12 protein-coding genes are annotated in these 18,688 nt (G+C 72.2%); 7 read left to right on the forward strand and 5 right to left on the reverse strand.

Annotated elements, in window-relative coordinates:
- Window positions 1–46: 46 nt before the first annotated feature.
- On the forward strand, window positions 47–760 hold the full coding sequence (locus HQQ88_RS11425) for a ferritin-like domain-containing protein (RefSeq protein ID WP_260155054.1): 714 nt from the start codon (window positions 47–49) through the stop codon (window positions 758–760).
- On the opposite strand, the gene HQQ88_RS11430 is transcribed toward HQQ88_RS11425, so the two are convergent.
- Both HQQ88_RS11430 and HQQ88_RS19540 read right to left on the reverse strand, forming a co-directional pair.
- Window positions 757–1,053 carry a hypothetical protein gene (locus HQQ88_RS11430; protein WP_173169507.1) on the reverse strand — a complete coding sequence of 99 codons (297 nt, stop codon included), beginning with the start codon at window positions 1,051–1,053 and terminating at the stop codon, window positions 757–759. The two genes, HQQ88_RS11425 and HQQ88_RS11430, sit on opposite strands and share 4 nt — an antisense overlap.
- A gap of 4 nt (window positions 1,054–1,057) precedes the next feature.
- Window positions 1,058–1,282, reverse strand: a complete 225-nt coding sequence (locus HQQ88_RS19540) for a DUF3107 domain-containing protein (protein WP_111084998.1) — start codon at window positions 1,280–1,282, stop codon at window positions 1,058–1,060.
- Between the two features lie 127 nt (window positions 1,283–1,409).
- Here HQQ88_RS19540 and HQQ88_RS11440 point away from each other — a divergent pair, with 127 nt between their 5' ends.
- Window positions 1,410–4,565, forward strand: a complete 3,156-nt coding sequence (locus tag HQQ88_RS11440; protein ID WP_173169508.1) for a UrvD/REP family ATP-dependent DNA helicase — start codon at window positions 1,410–1,412, stop codon at window positions 4,563–4,565.
- The gene (locus HQQ88_RS11445; RefSeq protein ID WP_173169509.1) at window positions 4,562–7,801 is read left to right on the forward strand and encodes an ATP-dependent DNA helicase; all 3,240 of its coding nucleotides are present in this window, start codon (window positions 4,562–4,564) and stop codon (window positions 7,799–7,801) included. Before HQQ88_RS11440 ends, HQQ88_RS11445 begins: the two co-directional genes overlap by 4 nt.
- Before the next feature lie 373 nt (window positions 7,802–8,174).
- Here HQQ88_RS11445 and HQQ88_RS11450 read toward each other — a convergent pair whose 3' ends face one another.
- Window positions 8,175–9,173 (reverse strand): phosphotransferase, encoded by a 999-nt coding sequence (locus HQQ88_RS11450; RefSeq protein WP_123294087.1) that lies wholly within the window; start codon window positions 9,171–9,173, stop codon window positions 8,175–8,177.
- A 129-nt stretch (window positions 9,174–9,302) separates the two neighbouring features.
- On the opposite strand from HQQ88_RS11450, the gene nudC reads away from it, so the two are divergent.
- Both nudC and HQQ88_RS11460 read left to right on the forward strand, forming a co-directional pair.
- The gene (gene nudC / locus HQQ88_RS11455) at window positions 9,303–10,238 is read left to right on the forward strand and encodes an NAD(+) diphosphatase (RefSeq protein ID WP_173169510.1); all 936 of its coding nucleotides are present in this window, start codon (window positions 9,303–9,305) and stop codon (window positions 10,236–10,238) included.
- Entirely contained in the window at window positions 10,235–11,971 is a 1,737-nt protein-coding gene (locus HQQ88_RS11460; protein ID WP_367917010.1) for an ATP-dependent helicase, read from the forward strand. The genes nudC and HQQ88_RS11460 overlap by 4 nt, the downstream gene beginning before the upstream one ends.
- Here HQQ88_RS11460 and HQQ88_RS11465 read toward each other — a convergent pair.
- Both HQQ88_RS11465 and HQQ88_RS11470 read right to left on the reverse strand, forming a co-directional pair.
- The gene (locus tag HQQ88_RS11465) at window positions 11,862–12,719 is read right to left on the reverse strand and encodes a TOMM precursor leader peptide-binding protein (protein ID WP_173169511.1); all 858 of its coding nucleotides are present in this window, start codon (window positions 12,717–12,719) and stop codon (window positions 11,862–11,864) included. The two genes, HQQ88_RS11460 and HQQ88_RS11465, sit on opposite strands and share 110 nt — an antisense overlap.
- A 75-nt stretch (window positions 12,720–12,794) precedes the next feature.
- Window positions 12,795–14,261 carry a zinc-dependent metalloprotease gene (locus HQQ88_RS11470; protein ID WP_243649851.1) on the reverse strand — a complete coding sequence of 489 codons (1,467 nt, stop codon included), beginning with the start codon at window positions 14,259–14,261 and terminating at the stop codon, window positions 12,795–12,797.
- A gap of 152 nt (window positions 14,262–14,413) precedes the next feature.
- Here HQQ88_RS11470 and HQQ88_RS20180 point away from each other — a divergent pair, with 152 nt between their 5' ends.
- Together HQQ88_RS20180 and HQQ88_RS11480 are read left to right on the forward strand one after the other, a co-directional pair.
- Entirely contained in the window at window positions 14,414–15,523 is a 1,110-nt protein-coding gene (locus HQQ88_RS20180) for a PDZ domain-containing protein (RefSeq protein ID WP_260215719.1), read from the forward strand.
- A 165-nt stretch (window positions 15,524–15,688) separates the two neighbouring features.
- Window positions 15,689–18,658 (forward strand): UPF0182 family protein, encoded by a 2,970-nt coding sequence (locus HQQ88_RS11480; protein ID WP_173169512.1) that lies wholly within the window; start codon window positions 15,689–15,691, stop codon window positions 18,656–18,658.
- The last annotated feature ends 30 nt before the right edge of the window (window positions 18,659–18,688 follow it).

The raw sequence follows: 18,688 nt of genomic DNA on the forward strand, positions 1-18,688 counted from the left end.
CGGGTGGAGCGGGGCGCGAGGCGGTTCCCGCTATGCTCTCCGGGTGGTGTCGTGGTGGAACCGGAAGCGCGCGGCGCAGCTCGCAGCAGCGTGGCTCGCGTCGCGGAACCCGCGCAACGCAAGCCAGGTCAAGCGTCTGGCGCTCGACGACGTCACCCCTGAGCTCGACGTCTACCTGGGCCAGGCCGCCTACCTGCAGCTCTCCGTCTACGAGACGATGGGTCGTGCCGGTGCCTCGGCGCCGACGCTGTCCGGTCGCCTGGTGACCGGCGTGCTCGCGACGACGGCGCTCGACCGGCACCGCACGATCGTCGCCGAGATCGAACGGAACGGCTCGGACCCGGCGGAACTGATGGCGCCGCACCGCGAGGCGATCGACCGGTTCCTCGAGCGCACGAGCGGCGCCGACTGGTACGAGTCGATGCTGACCGGCTACGTCACGGCCGGCATCCTGAACGACCTGTTCGGCAACCTGCTGCGGTCGCTGCCGAACGACGTGCGGCAGCGGTTGCGCTCCGTGTTCGACGCGCGTGAGGAACCCGCGGTCGTCGAGGAACTGACCGCCCGCATCGAGGACGACCCCGAGGTCGGTTCGCGCTTGGCGATGTGGGGCCGGCGTCTGGTCGGCGACACCCTGCTCGTGGCGCGGTCGGCACTGGCGTCGCACGCGCGCGAGGACCAGGAGCGGCTCGAGCCGGTCTGGACCGAACTGATCGCGGCGCACACCCGTCGGATGGACGCGCTCGGCCTGACGGCCTAGGCCCCGCGGGCCTTGAGTCGTTCGTAGTACTCGACGTCGCTCTTGTCGCGGCGCCTCCCGAGCAGCCACTCGACGACGAGGGCGACGACGCCCGCACCGACCAGGGCCACGACCCAGATCCAGGTGGCGTCGTACCGCCATCCGGCCCAGGTCAGCGCCTCCCACAGCACGGCAGCGGCGATGCCGCCCACGGCGGGCCCGATCAGGACGCCACGACTGGCACGCCACGGCAGGACCACGTGCGCGATCCCGCCGATGATCAGGCCGCCGAGGACGGCGAAGAGCAGTTCCACGTCGTCAGGCGACGAAGCCGATGCGGCGTGCCTCTTCCGCGCCGACCTCGACGTACGCCAGGGCGGCGACCGGAACGATGAAGCGACGGCCCTTCTCGTCCTGGAGCGACAGGTGCGTCGCCTTCGACGCGAGGGCCTCAGACACGGCCTTCTCGATCTCGTCGGCGGTCTGGGCGGTCTCGAACGCGATCTCGCGCGGGCTGTTGATGATGCCGATCTTGATGTCCACGAGCACAGCGTATCCGAGCGGTCCCGGAGGACATCGGACGTTCGCCGCGGGCGCACTCTGCGGCCCGGGTGCGCGCCGCGCCCGCGTCGGGCCGGGTGGTGTCGGCGGTCGTGGGTACCGTACGAGCGTGCCGCAGACCACGCTGACGCCAGCCCCCGCAGACGTCGGCGTCGCACGCGCCCTGGTCGACGACCCGTCCCAGACCGCCGTGCTCGCGCTGCCCGACGGCCGGCACGCGGCGGTCATCGGCGCTCCCGGCACGGGCAAGACGACCACGCTCGCCCGGCTCGTCGCCGACCGGTTGCGCCGACCGGACGCGATCAGCCCCGACGGGCACGCCACCGTGCTCGCGCTGACCTCGTCGCGGACCGCTGCCACGGCCCTCCGTGACCGCCTCGCCGCCGCCGTCGACCGCGTGGTGCCCGGAGCGCTCGCCCGGACCGTGAACTCGTTGGCCTTCCAGATCGTCGCGCACGCCGCCGCGGTCCAGGGGCAGGAAGCGCCCACGCTGCTGACCGGTGGCGAGCAGGACCGCATCATCGCCGACCTGCTCGCCGGTCACGAGCTCGACGGCACCGGTCCGGACTGGCCCGAACCCATCACCGCGGTGGTGCGCGAGCGCGCCGGGTTCCGGACCGCGCTGCGCGACGTCATGATGCGTGCGGTCGCGGCGGGCGTCGAGCCCGAGGACATGCGCGAGCTCGGCGACGAGGGCGGTCGACCCGAGTGGCGGGCCGTCGGTGACTTCGTCGACGAGTACCGGGCCTCGGTCACCGCGTTCCGCGCGACCAGCCTCGACTCCGGTGAGCTCGTCGCGTTCGCCACCGCCGCCGTGCTGCGTGGGGAACTCCCGGCGAGCATCGCCGCCCTCGGACTCATCGTGGTCGACGACACCCAGGAACTCGTCGAGGGCGAGGTGGCACTGCTCGGTGCGCTCGCCCGGTCCGGCGTGCAGGTCGTCGCGTTCGGCGACCCGGACATCGCCGCCTCGGCGTTCCGCGGGGCCGAACCGGACGTGCTCGGGCGCCTGGCCGTGCGGCTCGGCGTGGACCGCGTCGACGAACTCTTCCTCGGCACCGTGCACCGGTACCCCGCGCCGATCCGGTCGTTGGTCTCCGGGATCACGGGACGCATCGGCACGGCAGCGGCCGGTCGGCAGCGCGCGGCGACGGCGAGTGACGAGGACGCCCGAGCCGACGCCGTCGTGCACCTCGAGGCGGCGAGCCGGTCGGCGCTGCTCGTGGCCGTCGCGCGGCGGCTCCGGGAGCACCGCCTGCTCGACGGTGTGCCGTGGCACCGGATGGCCGTCGTGACCCGCAGCGGCGCCGCGATCCCCGAGCTCGTGCGTGCGCTCTCGGTGGCCGAGGTCCCCGCGACCGCCGGTGCCGCGCCCGTCCGCCCCCGTGACGACTCGGCGGCGCGGGCGCTGCTCGACGCCGCGGCGGTCGCCCTCGGGGTCCTGCCCCTCGACGCCGCCCTGGCCACAGCGTTCGCCACCGGGCCGCTCGGCGGACTCGACACCCTGGCGATGCGCCGGCTCCGGCTCGCCCTGCGGCGCGAAGAGCTCGCCGGCGACGGCACCCGCACGGCCGACGAACTCCTGATCGACGCGCTCGGTGCTCCGGAGCGTCTGGCCACGGTCGACGCCGGCTTCGCCAGACGGGCGACCCGACTCGCACGCAGCCTGGTGCAGGCACACGCCGACGCCGAGTCCGGATCGAGCATCGAGGAGATCCTCTGGGGCTTGTGGGAGCGCAGCGGCCTCGCGAAGTCGTGGGGCGGGCAGTCCGCAGCCGGCGGGGTCGGAGCGGGCGAGGCGGACCGGCACCTCGACGCCGTCGTCGGCCTGTTCACCGCCGCCAAGCGGTTCGTCGAACGCACCCCGGACGCCCCGGCCCGGGTGTTCGTCGACGACCTGCTCGGCGCCGACCTGCCCGAGGACTCCATCGGACCCGACCGCACCGCCGGCCGGGTCCGGGTGCTCACCCCCTCGGCGACGATCGGACTCGAGTGCGACGTCGTCGTGGTGCTCGGACTGCAGGACGGCGTGTGGCCGAACACCCGGGTGCGCGGCAGTCTGCTCGACCCGGACGGCCTGGTCCGTGCGGCGTCGGGGGTCGAGCGTTCGCCGATCGACGACCGCGCCGCGGTGGTGGCCGATGAACTCCGCTTGTTCGCCCGCGCCGTCTCCCGCGCGACCACGCAGGTCGTGATCGGCACCGTCGCCAACGACGACGAGTCCCCGTCGCCGTTCGTCCGCCTGGTGCCGGTGCCGCCGGACCGGCAGCCGACCGTGCACCCGCTGTCCCTGCGCGGACTGGCTGGGTCCCTGCGACGTCGGGTCGTCCTGTCGGGCGACCACGAGGCAGCCTCGGCGTTGGCCCGGTTGGCCGAGGCCGAGGTCCCCGGGGCCGCACCGGACGACTGGTACGGCCTCGCCGAGCCCACCACCGACGAGCCGCTGGTCGACCTCGACGCCGAGCCGGTGCCCGAGGTCGAGGGCGGCGAACCCGTCGCCCCGACCGTGTCCGTCTCGCCGTCGCGCATCGGCACGTTCGAGGAGTGCCCGGTGCACTGGTTCGTGCAGACCTTCGGCGGCGGTGCGCCGAGTCCGGCGATGGGGATCGGCACGATCGTGCACGAGGCGATCGAGCACGCGACCGAGATCGACGTCGAGTCGCTGTGGGAGCGGGTCGAGGCCCGGTGGGACGAACTGACCTTCGAGTCGCCGTGGGTGGCCGATCGGGAACGCGCGCGCACCCGCCGCATGATCGAGGGGCTCAGCGACTACCTGCGGACCTTCGCGGGCGCCGGCCGCCGGTTGCTCGGCGCCGAGACCTCGTTCGCCCTGGTCACCGGCCCCGCCCGGATGCGCGGCAGCATCGACCGCATCGAGGTCGACCCCGAGGGCCGTGTCAGCGTCGTGGACCTCAAGACCGGACGCTCGATGCCGAGCGAGAAGAACGACATGCCGGAGCACCCGCAGCTCGGCGCGTACCAGCTGGCGATCGAGGACGGCGCGGTCGAGGGCGTTCCGGCCGGCTCGCCCATGACGGACGCCCGACTCGTGTTCGTGCAGAACCCCCGCGGCGGGCAGGCCTACTCGGAGCGCACCCAGCACGCGTTCGACGCCGAGGCGCGCGACGCCTACCGGGAGCGCCTGCACGGGGTCGCGCGCGGCATGGCCGGACGGACCTTCCTGGCGAACGTGGACGACCACTGCGAGAAGGCGCGGACCGGCGTCGAGTGCCGCATCCACGTGGTCTCGGAGGTGACCTGGTGACCGACACGACCGACACGACGGACGACCTCGTTGCGCCTGTGGTCCAGCACGGCGCCGACGCCATCGCCGACGCCCTCGGCCGCCCGCGCCCGACCGCACAGCAGCGCGCCGTCATCGAGTCCCCGCTCACCCCCGCCCTGGTCGTCGCCGGAGCCGGCAGCGGCAAGACCGAGACGATGGCGTCGCGGGTGGTCTGGCTGCTCGCGAACGGCATGGTCCACCCCGACGAGGTCCTCGGTCTGACCTTCACCCGCAAGGCCGCCGGTGAGCTCTCGGTGCGCATCAACGACCGCATCCGTGCACTCGAGGACGTCGGCCTGATCACCCCGGGGGACGCCTTCGAAGCGCCCACCGTGTCGACCTACAACGCGTTCGCGAACGCCGTCTTCCGCGAGAACGCCCTGCTCGTCGGCCGCGACGGCGAGTCCCAGGTCCTGACCGAACCGTCCGCCTGGCAGCTGGCCCGCCGCGTCGTGGTGGCCGCGCGTGACGACCGACTGGCCGGACTCGACCGCGACGTCGACACCCTCACCGCGGCCGTCGTGGCGCTCGCCGGGGCCACGTCCGAGCACCTCGTCGAACCCGAGGACCTCCGCCGGTTCGCCGTCGAGTTCTCCGACCTGCTCGAACTGCCCGGCAACCGTGGCAAGCCGTACAAGGCGATCACCGACGCCGTCGCGGCGATCGGTGCGCTGGAGCCCCTCGCCGACCTGGTCGCGGAGTTCCGGCGGCAGAAGGTCGACCGCGGCTTCGTCGAGTTCTCCGACCAGATCGCCCTGGCGCTCGCCGCGGCCGAGTCCGCGCCGCGGGTCGTCACGGACCTGCGGCAGCGGTTCGGCGTCGTGCTGCTCGACGAGTACCAGGACACCTCGGTGGTGCAGACCCGGTTCCTCGCCCGGCTGTTCCGCGGGCACTCGGTGATGGCCGTGGGCGACCCGCATCAGTCGATCTACGGGTTCCGCGGTGCGAGCGCCGCGAACCTCGCACGCTTCCCGCGCGACTTCGGCGGCACCGAGCCGGATGCGGTCCGGCCCGTGACGTTCGCGCTGTCGACGAGCTGGCGGAACCCGGTCGACGTCCTCGCGGGGGCGAACGCGATCGTGGCGCCGCTGTCCGAGGCATCCGAGGTCGACGTCGAGCGCCTGTCACCGCGACCCGGTGCGGACGCCGGGACGGTCCGGGCGGTGTTCCCGGAGACCCTGCCGGAAGAGGCCGACGAGGTCGCCGCCTGGTTCCAGGGCCACCGGAAGCGGAACCCGACCGGGTCGATGGCCCTGCTGCTCCGTGCCCGCAAGGACCTGGCGTCGTTCACCGCGGCGCTCGGAGCGCGTGCTGTGCCCTTCCACGTGCTCGGCACCGGCGGCCTGCTGCAGCGCCCCGAGATCGTGGACCTGGTCGCGTGCCTGCGGGTGCTGCACGACCCGGCTGCCGGCAACGACCTCATCCGGTTGCTCGCGGGTGCCCGGTGGCGGGTGGGCGCGGCGGACGTCGTCGCCCTGCACCACCTCGCGCGGTGGCTGTTCCAGCGCGACCACACGCAGCAGCGGCTCGACGACGAGCTGACGGCGGCGTTCCGCGCCTCGGTGGCCGCGGGGGAGCACGGTTCGATCGTCGACGCCCTGGACTTCGTGGCGACCGCACCGGACGAGCACGGCGCGCTCGAGGGCATCACGCCCGCCGGCCGCAGCCGGATGCGGGCGCTGGGCACGCAGCTCGCGATGCTGCGGTCGCGGGCCGGCAGCGACCTGGTCGACTTCGTGACGCTCGTGGTGCAGGAGATGCGCCTCGACATCGAGGTCGCGGCGCACGAGCAGGGCAGCGGGGCGTACCTCGACGCCTTCATCGACGAGCTCGCCGGGTTCGTGTCCACCGACGACCGTGCCGACCTCGGCTCCTTCCTGGGGTGGATCGACGCCGCCGCCCGCCGTGACGACATGGGCCCGCGCTCCGAGGAACCCGAAGCCGGCACGGTCCAGATCCTGACGATCCACGGGTCGAAGGGCCTCGAGTGGGACGCCGTCGCGGTGCCGCGCATGGTCGAGGGCGGCCTGCCCGCGCGGCCGCAGGAGGGCTCGTCCGGGTGGCTCGGCTTCGGCCGGTTGCCGTACGAGTTCCGGGGGGACGGCGCCGAGCTGCCGAGCCTGGCGTGGCGCGGGCAGGAGACCCAGAAGGACGTCACGACCGCGATCGACGCCTTCAAGGAGCAGGTGAAGGCCCGCAACGAGGACGAGGAACGCCGACTCACGTACGTCGCGCTGACCCGTGCCCGTCACGACCTGCTCGTGTCCGGTTCGTTCTGGGCCGGCGGCGTGCGCCCCACCGAGCCGAGCCGGTACCTGCACGACCTGGTCGAGGCCGGGGTCGTCGACGGCACCGCGATCCCGGAGACCACCGTGCACGACGAGAACCCCCTCGGCGAGGACGGCGCCCAGCAGCTCTGGCCGCACGTGCCGTTCGGGCAGCGGGCGCCCCGGGTGCTGGCGGCGGCCGAGCGGGTCCGGAACGCCAACCCCGGTGCCTCCGGCCGGTACGCGGCCGACATCGACCTGCTGCTCGCCGAACGACGCGCGACCCGGAACGCGAAGCACGCGGTCGTGGTCCCGCACCGCGTGCCGGCCTCCGGCTTCAAGGACTACCTGACCGAGCCGGACAAGGTGGCCGAACGCCTGCGGCGGCCGATGCCGGAGCGCCCGTACCGAGCGACCCGGCTCGGTACGCTCTTCCACCAGTGGGTGGAGCAGCGTGCCCGCACGGGCGGTTCGCTCGAGACCCTCGACGTGTGGGGCGACGAGCTCGACCTCGACGCCGACGACCTGGTCGACGCCTCGCCGGACGCCGTGGTCACGGACGACGACGCCCGACGGCTGGCCGACTTCCAGGCCACCTTCGCCCGCTCACGGTGGGCCGGCCGCACGCCGGTCGAGGTCGAGCGGGAGATCCACATCCCGTTCCTCGGGCACAGCGTCGTCTGCAAGCTCGACGCCGTCTACGAGATCGACGGGCGTGCCGAGGTCGTCGACTGGAAGACGGGCAAGGCGCCGTCCGGTGCCGACGACCTGGCCCGACGGACGCTGCAGCTCGCCCTCTACCGGGTGGCCTACGCCGAGTTCACCGGTCGACCGCTCGACCAGGTCGACGCCGTGTTCTACTTCGTCGCGGACGACCTCGAGGTGCGCCCGACCGAGCTGCTGGACCGTGCCGGACTCGAGCGCGCCTGGACGGCCGCGATCGGCTGACGGACGAGGGGTCGCGACACCCCGCGGCGTGCACGGCGACCGGTCACAGGCCGTCAGCGCGAGGCCGACGGCCGACGGTTCGTGGCCTGTCGGTGCTCGGAGGGCGGGGAGTCGTGACCGCTCGGCGCCGACGCGGGCGGGGAGCGCGCCGCGCCCAGCCTGCCACCCTGGAGGCCCGGTGCCCGTCTCGCGGACCGGCACCGGGCCTCCAGGCAGTCGCGCCCACCGCCCAGCGCGACCGCCGCTGGTCACGACAGCCCGTCGGCGGCTGCGGACTGGTCGTGGACGGTCGCTCGAACGCGGGGCGGACGACGTTGCGTGACCGCTCGGCAGAGGTGAGCGCGGCGCACGAGTCGGAACGTCGGAGCGGACGTCAGCCGTGTCGGCGCTCGGTCGACGACAGCAACTGCTCGACCTCGCCGATCTCCATCGTCTCGGGGGACACCGACTGCAGCGGCTCCGCGCTCGGCGCGTGCACCGCGTCGACCAGCCGGTGCATCATGGCGACCGCGTCGTCGACGACCTCGGTGCTCTTCGCCTGCACGCCGTGCAACAGCCAGTGCGCCGTCTCGAGTTCGTGGTGCACCCGGGCGCGCTGCGCGAGCTGGCGGTCGCGTCCGCCGCCGTTCGCCTCGTAGGCGCTCAGGACGGTGTCGAAGGCGTCGCGTCGGCCGGCGAGCACCCAGGCGAGGTCCTTCGCCGGGTCGCCGAGTCGGAGCTCGCCCCAGTCGAGGATCCCGCTGACGGCGTCGCCGTCGACGAGCAGCACGCCGGTGCCGATCGAACCGTGCACGACGGTCGGGGTGAACTGCCACAGCTGCTGGTCGCGCGCGGCACCCTCCCACCGTTCGACCAGGGCGGCGGGCACGAGCTTGGTGGCGACGGCGCGGTCCATCACGGACACGGCGGAGCGCAGCACCTCGAACGGGGTGAGCGACGGCAGGCCGGCGTCCGAGACGAAGCTCGTCGGCAGCTGGTGGATCGCGGCGAGGGCGCGGCCGACGCTCGTGGCGAGCTCGGGGCGCTCGGCGAACGACGCGAGCGTCGGGTGCGCGCCCGGCAGCCGGGTGGTGACGATGGCGCGGGTCGATCCGATCGGCGCCTGACCGCGGTACTCGGCCACACCGAACGGGAGGCGCGTGCGGATCCCGGCGCTCAGCGCACGGATCGCGACGAGGTCGGCCGACTGCCGGGCTTCCGCCCGCTGGTTCCGGGGACGTCGGATGACCGTCAGGGCGCCGTCGGCGTCGCGGAGGAGAGCCGACTCGTAGTCGCCGGCCGCGGCCGAGCCGAGCGTGCGCGTGCCCGTGACGACGAGACCGGGCACGGCCGTCGTCGCCAACGCGGCTAGAGTGAACTGGGATCCCGCCATGCCCCTCAGGGTAGGTGCGTGACGCCTGCACCGGTGCACGCCACGCTGTTCCCGAAGCCTTCGCAGTACGCCTTGCCGCACGCCCCGCCCGCAGGCCTCGCCTGCACCTGAACCGAGGAGCCCTCTGCCGTGACCGTCGAGTTCGCCTCCCGGCTCCCGCTGTCCCGCAACGAACTCGACCGCGACGCCGAGTTCCGCACGACGCCGGACCTCGACCGGGTCCTGCGCGAGGACTCCGCGACCCGGTACCTGCCGGTGCACGGCTCGGAGATGCTCCGGAACGCCGACGGCACCCTGCGGTTCGTGACCGCGGCCGACGTCCCCGACGGCACCGTGACGCTGTACCTCGGCCGCGCCGTGTCCGACGCTTCCGACGCCCCCGCCGGCACCCGCTTCGTCGCGGCCCTCGTCGACGACGCCACCGCGTCGGCCATCGAACCGTCCGACGACGCGTGGGAGAGCCTGCGCATGTTCGGCACCGAGCTGTCCCCGCGCGACCAGGGCCTGGCGGTCGAGGCCGTGGCGATGGCGAACTGGCACGCCGTCCACGGCTTCTCGCCCCGCACCGGGTCCGCGACCGACGTCGTCACCGGCGGGTGGGTGCGCCGCGACCCCGAAGGACACGAGCACTTCCCGCGTACCGACGCCGCGATCATCGTCGGTGTCGTCGACGCCGACGACCGCATCCTGCTCGGCTCGAACGCCGCGTGGGACGCCGACCGCTACTCGCTGCTCGCCGGGTTCGTCGAACCGGGGGAGTCGCTCGAGGACGCCGTCCGCCGCGAGGTCTTCGAGGAGTCCGGCGTGCACGTCGAGGAGCCCGAGTACCTCGGCTCGCAGCCGTGGCCGTTCCCCGCGTCGCTGATGGTCGGCTTCCGTGCCCGCGCAGTGGACGGCGACCCGTCCACTGCCCGGCCAGACGGCGTCGAGATCCTCGACGTGCGCTGGTTCTCGCGCGAGGACATCCGGGAGCGCGCGGGGGACACCCTGCTGCTGCCCGGTCGGACCTCGATCGCCCGCGCCATCATCGAGGAGTGGTACGGCGGGCCGCTGGACCTGCCGTGAGCGGGGTGCCCGAGGTCCGTCCGCCGTCGCCCGATGAACTCCTCGCCGCTCTCGACACCGAGCAGCGCACCGTCGCCCGGACCCTGCTCGGCCCCGTCGCGGTCCTGGCGGGCGCCGGCACCGGCAAGACCCGTGCGATCACCCACCGCATCGCCTACGGCGTCGCGACCGGCACCTACGCACCGAACCACGTCCTCGCGCTGACGTTCACCACCCGCGCCGCCGGGGAGCTGCGGTCGCGGCTGCGCTCGCTCGGCGCCGGCACGGTGCAGGCGCGGACCTTCCACGCCGCGGCGATGGCGCAGCTCAGCTACTTCTGGCCGGACACCGTCGGCGGGCACGCGCCGAAGATCGTCGAGTCCAAGGGCCGGATGATCGCGCACGCCGCGGACACCGTCGGGATGTCGGTCGACACCCCGGTGCTGCGGGACCTGGCCGCCGAGGTCGAGTGGCGCAAGGTGCAGATGCTCTCGCTCGAGGAGTACGAGGCCGCCGCCGCCGAACGGGTGATGCCGCGCGACACCTCGCCGCGCCGGGTGATCGACCTGATGAAGGCCTACGAGCGCCTGAAGGACGACCGCCGACAGCTCGACTTCGAGGACGTCCTGCTCGCCACGCTCGGCATGGTCGAGTCGGAGCCGCGCGTGGCGTCCTACGTGCGGCAGCAGTACCGGTTCTTCGTCGTCGACGAGTACCAGGACGTCTCGCCCGTGCAGCACGACCTGCTGCGAGCCTGGCTCGGCGGCCGCGACGACCTGTGCGTCGTCGGCGACGCCAGCCAGACGATCTACTCGTTCGCCGGTGCGTCGAGCGACTACCTGCTCGGCTTCGGCTCGGAGTTCCCCCGCGGCTCGGTCGTGCGACTCGAGCGGAACTACCGCTCCACCCGCGAGGTCGTGCACGCCGCCAACGCCCTGATGCGCGGGCAACCGGGCGCGCTCGACCTGGTCGCCCAGACGGACGAGCCCGGGCCCGACCCCGTCGTGGTGCCGTGCGTGCACGACGGCGACGAGGCGCAGACCATCGCCCGACGGATCGCGGAACTCGTCGCCGGCGGAGCGTCGTACGGCGACTGCGCAGTGCTGTTCCGCGTCGGTGCCCAGTCCGCGGCCCTCGAGTCCGCGCTCGGCCGCAACGGCATCCCCTACCGGGTGCAGGGCGGCACGCGCTTCTTCAACCGGCCCGAGGTCAAGCTCGCGGTGCACCACATGCGCGGCGAGGCGATCCGGCAGACCGACGACGAACTGACCCGCCGTGTCCGCCTCGTGCTGCAGGTCAGTGGGTGGACGCCGACCGCCCCCGAGGGCACCGGCGCCGTCCGCGAGCAGTGGGAAGCGCTGCAGGCGATCATGGGCCTGGCCGAGGACGCCCCCGCCGGCACGACCATGCAGCAGTTCACCCAGGACCTGGTGGACCGTGCCGCGACCCACCACGAGCCCGAGGTCGACGCCGTGACCCTGGCGACCCTGCACTCGTCCAAGGGACTCGAGTGGCCGAACGTGGTCATCGCCGGTGCCGCCGAGGGCCTCCTGCCGATCTCGCACGCCACCACCGACACCGAGGTGGACGAGGAACGTCGCCTGTTCTACGTCGGCCTGACCCGCGCCCGGCGGACCGTGACGATCACGTGGTCGAGACAGGGTTCCACACGTGGGGGAGCCCGCGCTCCGAGTCGGTTCCTGGCAGTGCTCGGCACGCGCACCGCGGATGGGGCGGCACCGACCACCGGCTGACGGCCAGGTCGTCGCGGTCGAACACCACCTGGTCCGGGTCGGCACGTTGCAACCGGAGCGGCAGGCGCTGCACGAGCAGCCGGGTGGCGGCCGCGGCCACCGCGGCGGACCGCCACGGTGACAGCGGCGCCGGTGGTCGTCCCCACAGCTGCGACGCGATCGCGGGCCACGCCGGGTCGTCGTCCACGCGTGCGAACTCCGCGCACTGGAGGCACGGGCCGGCCCCCGGGACCACGAACGGCCCGACGCGGATGCGGCCGTCGCCCACCACGACCGCCAGGTGCGGCACGCCCCTGCGGGTCCAGGCGGCGCGGAGCGCGGGGTCGACGACGTGGTCGGCGACCACCACGGCGAGCCGGGGTTCGTGCTCCGGCAGCCCGACCGGGCCGCCCCGCGGGGACGAGGTCCGGGCGACGGTCACGCCCTCGCCGGACAGGTGGGCCGCGATCGTGTCCGCCAACCCGCCGGCCCCGTGCACCTCGACCCGTTCGAGCGGTTCGGGCAGGACGTCGATCACGGCGGGGGACGCCGCACCGAGCACGCGCGCGGCGACGTCCGGTGGGCAGCCCGAGGTGACGGCGAGGCCGCTCAGCGCTTCGCGCCCCGTCTCACGCCGCAGGGCACTGAGGAACCGTTCCTCGCCCGTGGTCGGGACGTCGACGACGGCACGGGGCGGATCGACCCCGAGCTGCACCGTCGTCGGGTCGCGCCAGACGAACTCGAGTGTCGGATCGATGCGGATGCCCATGACCCCACGGTGCCCGAGTCGGGGGCACGCGTGGGGCCGGGTGGTGGATCTGTGGAGAACTCGGCGGTGCCGGACTCAGCGGGGCTGGTCGCCGGGGTGGTCCTCGTCGGTGCCTGTCTCGTCGGTGCCCGTTCCGTCGGTGGCCGTCTTGCCGGTGCCCGTGCCGTCGGTGCCCGGGGCGCCGTCGTCGATCCGGCCGGACTCGTCCTCGTGCGGACGGGCGCCGGTGGCGTCGTTGAGCAGGTCCTCGAGCGCCTTGTCGAACGCGTCGTCCTCCTCGGTCTGCGCGGGGTTCCGCAGACGGGCGACCAGGGCGTCCGGTGCGTCGACGTCGTCGGAGGTGGGGACCAGATCGAAGTGCGACCAGAGCGCGTCACGCTGCTCGGCACCGAGCTCGTCCGTCACCCGCTGCCACATCGCGGCGGCCTCGCGCAGACGGCGGGGTCGCAGTTCGAGGCCGACGAGCGTCGCGAACGCGGACTCGGCGGGGCCTCCGGCTGCACGGCGACGACGGACCATCTCGGCGATGGCACCGCTCTTCGGCAGACGGACGGTGGCGGCGGCGGTCACCGTGTCGACCCAGCCCTCGACGAGCGCGAGCATGGTCTCGAGTCGTGCCAGCGCAGCGTCCTGCTCGGGCGTGCGCGGCGGGATGAGCGCGCCCGAGGCGAGCGCGTCCCGCAGCTGCTCCTGGTTGGTCGGGTCGATGTCCGCGGCGAGCTCCTCGACGCGGTCGAAGGGGATGTGGATGCCCCGTGCGTAGTCCGTGATCGACGAGATGATGTGCAGTCGCAGCCACCGCGCCGAGCGGAAGAGCCGTGCGTGCGCGAGTTCGCGGACCGCCAGGTAGATGCGGACCTCGTCCTCGGAGACGTCGAGTCCCTCGGCGAACTCGGCCACGTTCTGCGGCAGGAGTGCTGCGACCTGCTCGTCCAGCAGCGGGACACCCACGTCGCCGCCGGACACGACCTCCTTCGACAGCTGGCCGACGACCTGGCCGAGCTGGATGGCGAAGAGGGCACCGCCGACGCCGCGCATCGCCTTCGAGACGTCACCGAGCATCGCCTTGAGTTCTTCGGGAGCACGCTGGTCGATGGCCTCGGTCAGTGCATCGGCGATGCTGAACGCGACGGGCTCGGCGATCTGGGTCCACACCGGAACCGTCGCCTTCGCCCACTGCTCCCGCGTGTACAGGCTCGGGGTGGCGGTGAGCTCGGCCACGGTCGTGACCTCGTCCAACCAGAGGGCGGCGACCTGGAACGCCTGGTCGGCCGCCTGCGAGGCCACCGGGTCGACGGCGTGGCCGCCCTCGCGGGCGATCGCGGTGGCGCGCTCGGCGGTCGCGGAGAAGTCGATGCCGTCACCGCCGGACTGCGCGGCACGCTGCAGCTGGCTCATCAGGTTCGCGACGAAGGCCGGGTCGTTCGGCAGGCCGGCCGCACCGGCGAGCTGCGACGGGTCGATCTGGCCCTCGCCCGAGAGCAGCTTGCGCAGCATCTCCTGGAAGTCGTCGTCCGGCCCCGGCTGTGGTTCATCAGGCATGCCGACTACGCTAATCGCTGCTCACGGGGCCGCACCTGGGATGCCCCCGTGGGAACGCCCGAACCGCTGCGCCGAGGGCGAACAGTCCCGCCGCACGGCGCGGACGACCGCCCCGCCGTCAGGCCCGGCGACCGCCCCTGGAAGGACCCCGCGTGACCCTCTTCACCCCCGCGCCCCGTCGTCGTTCGCGTGCCAGGACCGTCGGGTGGGCGTTCGTGATCGGTGCCGTCGTGCTGGGGATCCTGGCGAGCGTGCTGCCGAGCCCGTACCTCATCGAGGTCCCCGGACCGGTCTACAACACCATCGGGACCCAGAAGCAGGGGACGGGCAAGGACGCGAAGGACGTCAAGCTGATCCAGGTCTCCGGGCACGAGACCTACCCCACCGCCGGTGCGCTCGACATGCTGACGGTCGGCATCCAGGGCGACGCGACGAACCGTCCGTCGTGGACCAGCGTCGTCCGGGCGATCTTCACGAAGTCCGAGGCCGTGATCCCGGTCGAGGCGATCTACCCGACCGGCACCACGACCGAGCAGGTGAACCAGCAGGACTCCGCCGACATGCAGGCGTCGCAGCAGTCCGCAGTGGCCGCAGCACTGATCCAGCAGGGGAACGACCTGCCGACCGAACTCGAGGTCGGTACCGTGCAGCCCGGCTCGGCTGCCGACGGCCCGATCGAGAAGGGCGACGTCATCACGGCCTTCGACGGCACCTCGCTCACGACGAACGCCGACGCCACCTCGCTGCGGGAGCTCGTCGCGAAGCACGGCACGTCGACCCCGGCCACCGTCACCATCGAGCGCGACGGTGCGACGAAGGACGTCCGGGTGACCCCGCGCGACGAGCAGGGCACCGCGCTCCTGGGCGTCGGCGTCACGGAGAAGTACGACTTCCCGTTCGACGTCTCGATCAAGCTGCAGGACGTCGGTGGCCCCTCGGCCGGCATGATGTTCGCGCTCGGGATCATCGACGAGATCACACCCGGCAAGCTCAACGGCGGCAAGCACGTCGCGGGGACGGGCACGATCACCGCCGACGGCGAGGTCGGAGCCATCGGCGGCATCCGGCAGAAGCTCTACGGAGCGCGGGAAGCGGGGGCGACGGTGTTCCTCGCCCCGGCCGACAACTGCGGCGAGGTCGTCGGGCACGTGCCGGACGGGCTCGACGTCTACAAGGTGTCGACGCTCGACCAGGCCGTCACCGACCTGCAGACCATCGCCGACGGGAAGAGCACCGCGAAGCTCGTCCGCTGCGGTTCCTGACCTGGTTCCTGAGTCCTCGCACAGTTTCACAGTCCGCCCGGTCCAATAGGATCAGTGCACTGACGGCCCGCCGCGAGCCGGGCCCGCCGGTCCGACACGTCTGGAGCACATCAAGTGACGACAACCTCGTCCACCTCGGGGCGGCGTTCGCCGCGGGTCCCGATCGTGGTCACGATCATCGTGCTGGCCGCACTGGTGATCGGCTTCTTCATCTTCGCCAGCCTGTACACCGACTACGCGTGGTTCGCGCAGCTCGGGTTCCAGCAGGTCCTCACGACGCGGTGGATCGCAGGGACCCTGATGTTCCTCGCGGGCTTCCTGGGAATGGCGATCCCGGTCTTCCTGAGCATCGGACTGGCCTTCCGGTACCGCCCGGTCTACGCGAAGCTCAACTCGCAGCTGGACCGGTACCAGCAGGTCATCGAACCGCTGCGCCGCGCCGTCATGATCGGCATCCCGGTGGTGCTCGGCATCTTCGCCGGGCTGTCGACCTCGGGGCGCTGGAGCATGGTGCTCGAGTACTTCAACCGGACCCCGTTCGGCAAGACGGACCCGCAGTTCGGCCTGGACATCGGCTTCTACGTCTTCGAGCTGCCGTTCTGGCGCTCGATCGTGGCGTACTCGTCGGCCGTGGTGCTGATCGCGGGGCTCGCCGCCCTCGCCGCCTGCTACCTGTACGGCGCGCTGCGCTTCGGGGGACGTGAAGTCCGGATCTCCCGAGCAGCGCGCATCCAGCTCGCCGTCACCGCTGCGCTCTACATCGCGCTGCAGGCCGTCAGCCTGTGGCTCGACCAGTACGCGGCGCTCACCAAGTCGAACTCGCTCATCACCGGTGCGCAGTACACCGAGGTCAACGCGGTCATCCCGGGTCGCGAGATCATGGCGGGCATCGCGGCGATCGTCGCGATCCTGTTCATCGTCACCGCGGTGATCGGCCGCTGGCGCATCTCGATCGTCGGCACCGGCCTGCTGCTCGTCGCCGCGATCGTCATCGGGGGCATCTACCCCTGGATCGTCCAGCGCCTGCAGGTCAAGCCCTCGGAGCGTACCTACGAGTCCGCGTACATCGAGCGGAACATCAAGGCCACGCGGGACGCCTACGGTGTCTCCGACGTCAAGGAACAGAACTACGACGCCACGACCGAGGCCAGCTCCGGCGCCCTCGCGCAGGACGCCCAGACGACGGCGAACATCCGCCTCATCGACCCGAAGATCGTCTCCGACACCTTCAGTCAGCTGCAGCAGTACCGGCAGTACTACCAGTTCCCGGACGAGCTCGACGTCGACCGGTACGACGTCAAGGGCGAGACCGAGGACACCGTCATCGCGGTGCGCGACATCGACCTCGACGGTCTGAGCTCGGCCGCGAACACCCAGTACAACCGGGCGTTCGTGTACACCCACGGCTACGGCGTGACCGCGGCCTTCGGCAACCAGCGCGCGAGCGACGGCAAGCCGGTCTTCCTCGAGTCGGGCATCCCCTCGAACGGTGCGCTGGGTGACTTCCAGCAGCGCGTGTACTTCGGCGAGACCTCGCCGGCGTACTCGATCGTCGGCGCGCCGAAGGGTTCGAAGGACGTCGAGCTCGACTACCCGTCCGGATCCGACGACGACAACGGCGGCAACGCCACCACGACGTACTCCGGCGACGGCGGACCGAGTGTGGGCAACTTCTTCAACCGACTCGTCTACGCGGCGAAGTTCCAGTCGGAGCAGGTCCTGCTGTCGGACGCGGTCAACAAGGACTCGCAGATCCTCTACGACCGCGACCCGATCACGCGTGTCCAGAAGGTCGCGCCGTACCTGACGGTCGACAGCGACGCCTACCCGGCGATCGTCGACCACCGCATCCAGTGGGTCGTCGACGGCTACACGACGAGCGACGCCTACCCGTACTCGCAGAGCCAGAGCCTGTCGGACAGCATCGCCGGTTCGGAGTCCTCGGCGTACCGCACCGACCAGGTCAACTACATCCGCAACTCGGTGAAGGCCACGGTCGACGCCTACACGGGCAAGGTGACCCTCTACGCGTGGGACACCAAGGACCCGGTGCTGAAGACGTGGGAGAAGATCTTCCCGACGTCGGTCAAGTCGGTGTCGAGCATGAGCGCCGAGCTGCTGGACCACGTCCGCTACCCGACGGACCTGTTCAAGGTGCAGCGGTCGATCCTCGGCACCTACCACGTGACGAACGCGAACTCGTTCTACTCGGGTGACGACGCGTGGAACACACCACAGGAGCCCACCACCACGGGGTCGACCGACACGGATGCGAGCGCCGCCGACACGTCGACGACCACCAACGCCCTGGGCGCGCAGACGACGACGACCGCGAGCAAGGCGAACCTGCAGGATCCGTACTACCTGACGATGAAGGTGCCGGGGCAGGAGACCGCGTACAACCTGTACACGACCTACATCCCCCAGCAGTCCGCCGGCGCGAACAACCGCAACGTGCTGACCGGCTACCTGGCCGCCGACTCCGACGCGGGAGGTGCAGGCAAGGGCAAGAAGGCGTCGGGCTACGGCAAGCTCACGTTGTTGACGATGCCGAAGACCGACAACATCCCGGGCCCGGCACAGGTGCAGAACCTGTTCAACTCGGACACCACGGTGTCGCAGGAGCTGAACATCCTGAAGCGCGGCAACTCGACGGTGAAGCAGGGCAACCTGCTCACCCTGCCGGTCGGCGGCGGCTTCCTGTACGTGCAGCCCGTGTACGTGCAGTCCACGTCGAGCGGTTCGTACCCGCTGCTGCAGAAGGTGCTCGTCGCGTTCGGCGACAAGATCGCGTTCGAGGACACCCTCGACGAGGCACTCAACTCGCTGTTCGGCGGTGACTCGGGTGCTGCTGCCGGAGACTCCGATGCCAGTGGTTCGGGGAGCGACTCCGGTTCGTCCGGGTCGGGCTCGTCCGACTCCGGTTCCGACTCGGGCTCCGGGTCGACCGGCGGCTCGACCGGCTCGGGCACCACGGACAACGACGCACTGCAGCAGGCGCTGTCCGACGCGAACGACGCCCTGCAGGACCGTCAGCAGGCCTACGCCGACAACGACCTGGTCGCTGCAGCCGAGGCCGACAAGCGCCTGCAAGAGGCGATCGAGGCCGCGACCGCAGCCGAAGACGGCAGCTGACACGCCGTGGCGGGGCACACGATTTGTGCC

The organism is Curtobacterium sp. VKM Ac-2861 (genome assembly GCF_013204965.1).
Lineage (GTDB): Bacteria > Actinomycetota > Actinomycetes > Actinomycetales > Microbacteriaceae > Curtobacterium.

Bases quoted from the DNA above. Each gene is read 5' to 3' on its own strand.
- HQQ88_RS11450 (WP_123294087.1), bottom strand. From the start codon at position 9,173: ATGGCGGGATCCCAGTTCACTCTAGCCGCGTTGGCGACGACGGCCGTG.
- HQQ88_RS11465 (WP_173169511.1), bottom strand. From the start codon at position 12,719: ATGGGCATCCGCATCGATCCGACACTCGAGTTCGTCTGGCGCGACCCG.
- HQQ88_RS11470 (WP_243649851.1), bottom strand. From the start codon at position 14,261: ATGCCTGATGAACCACAGCCGGGGCCGGACGACGACTTCCAGGAGATG.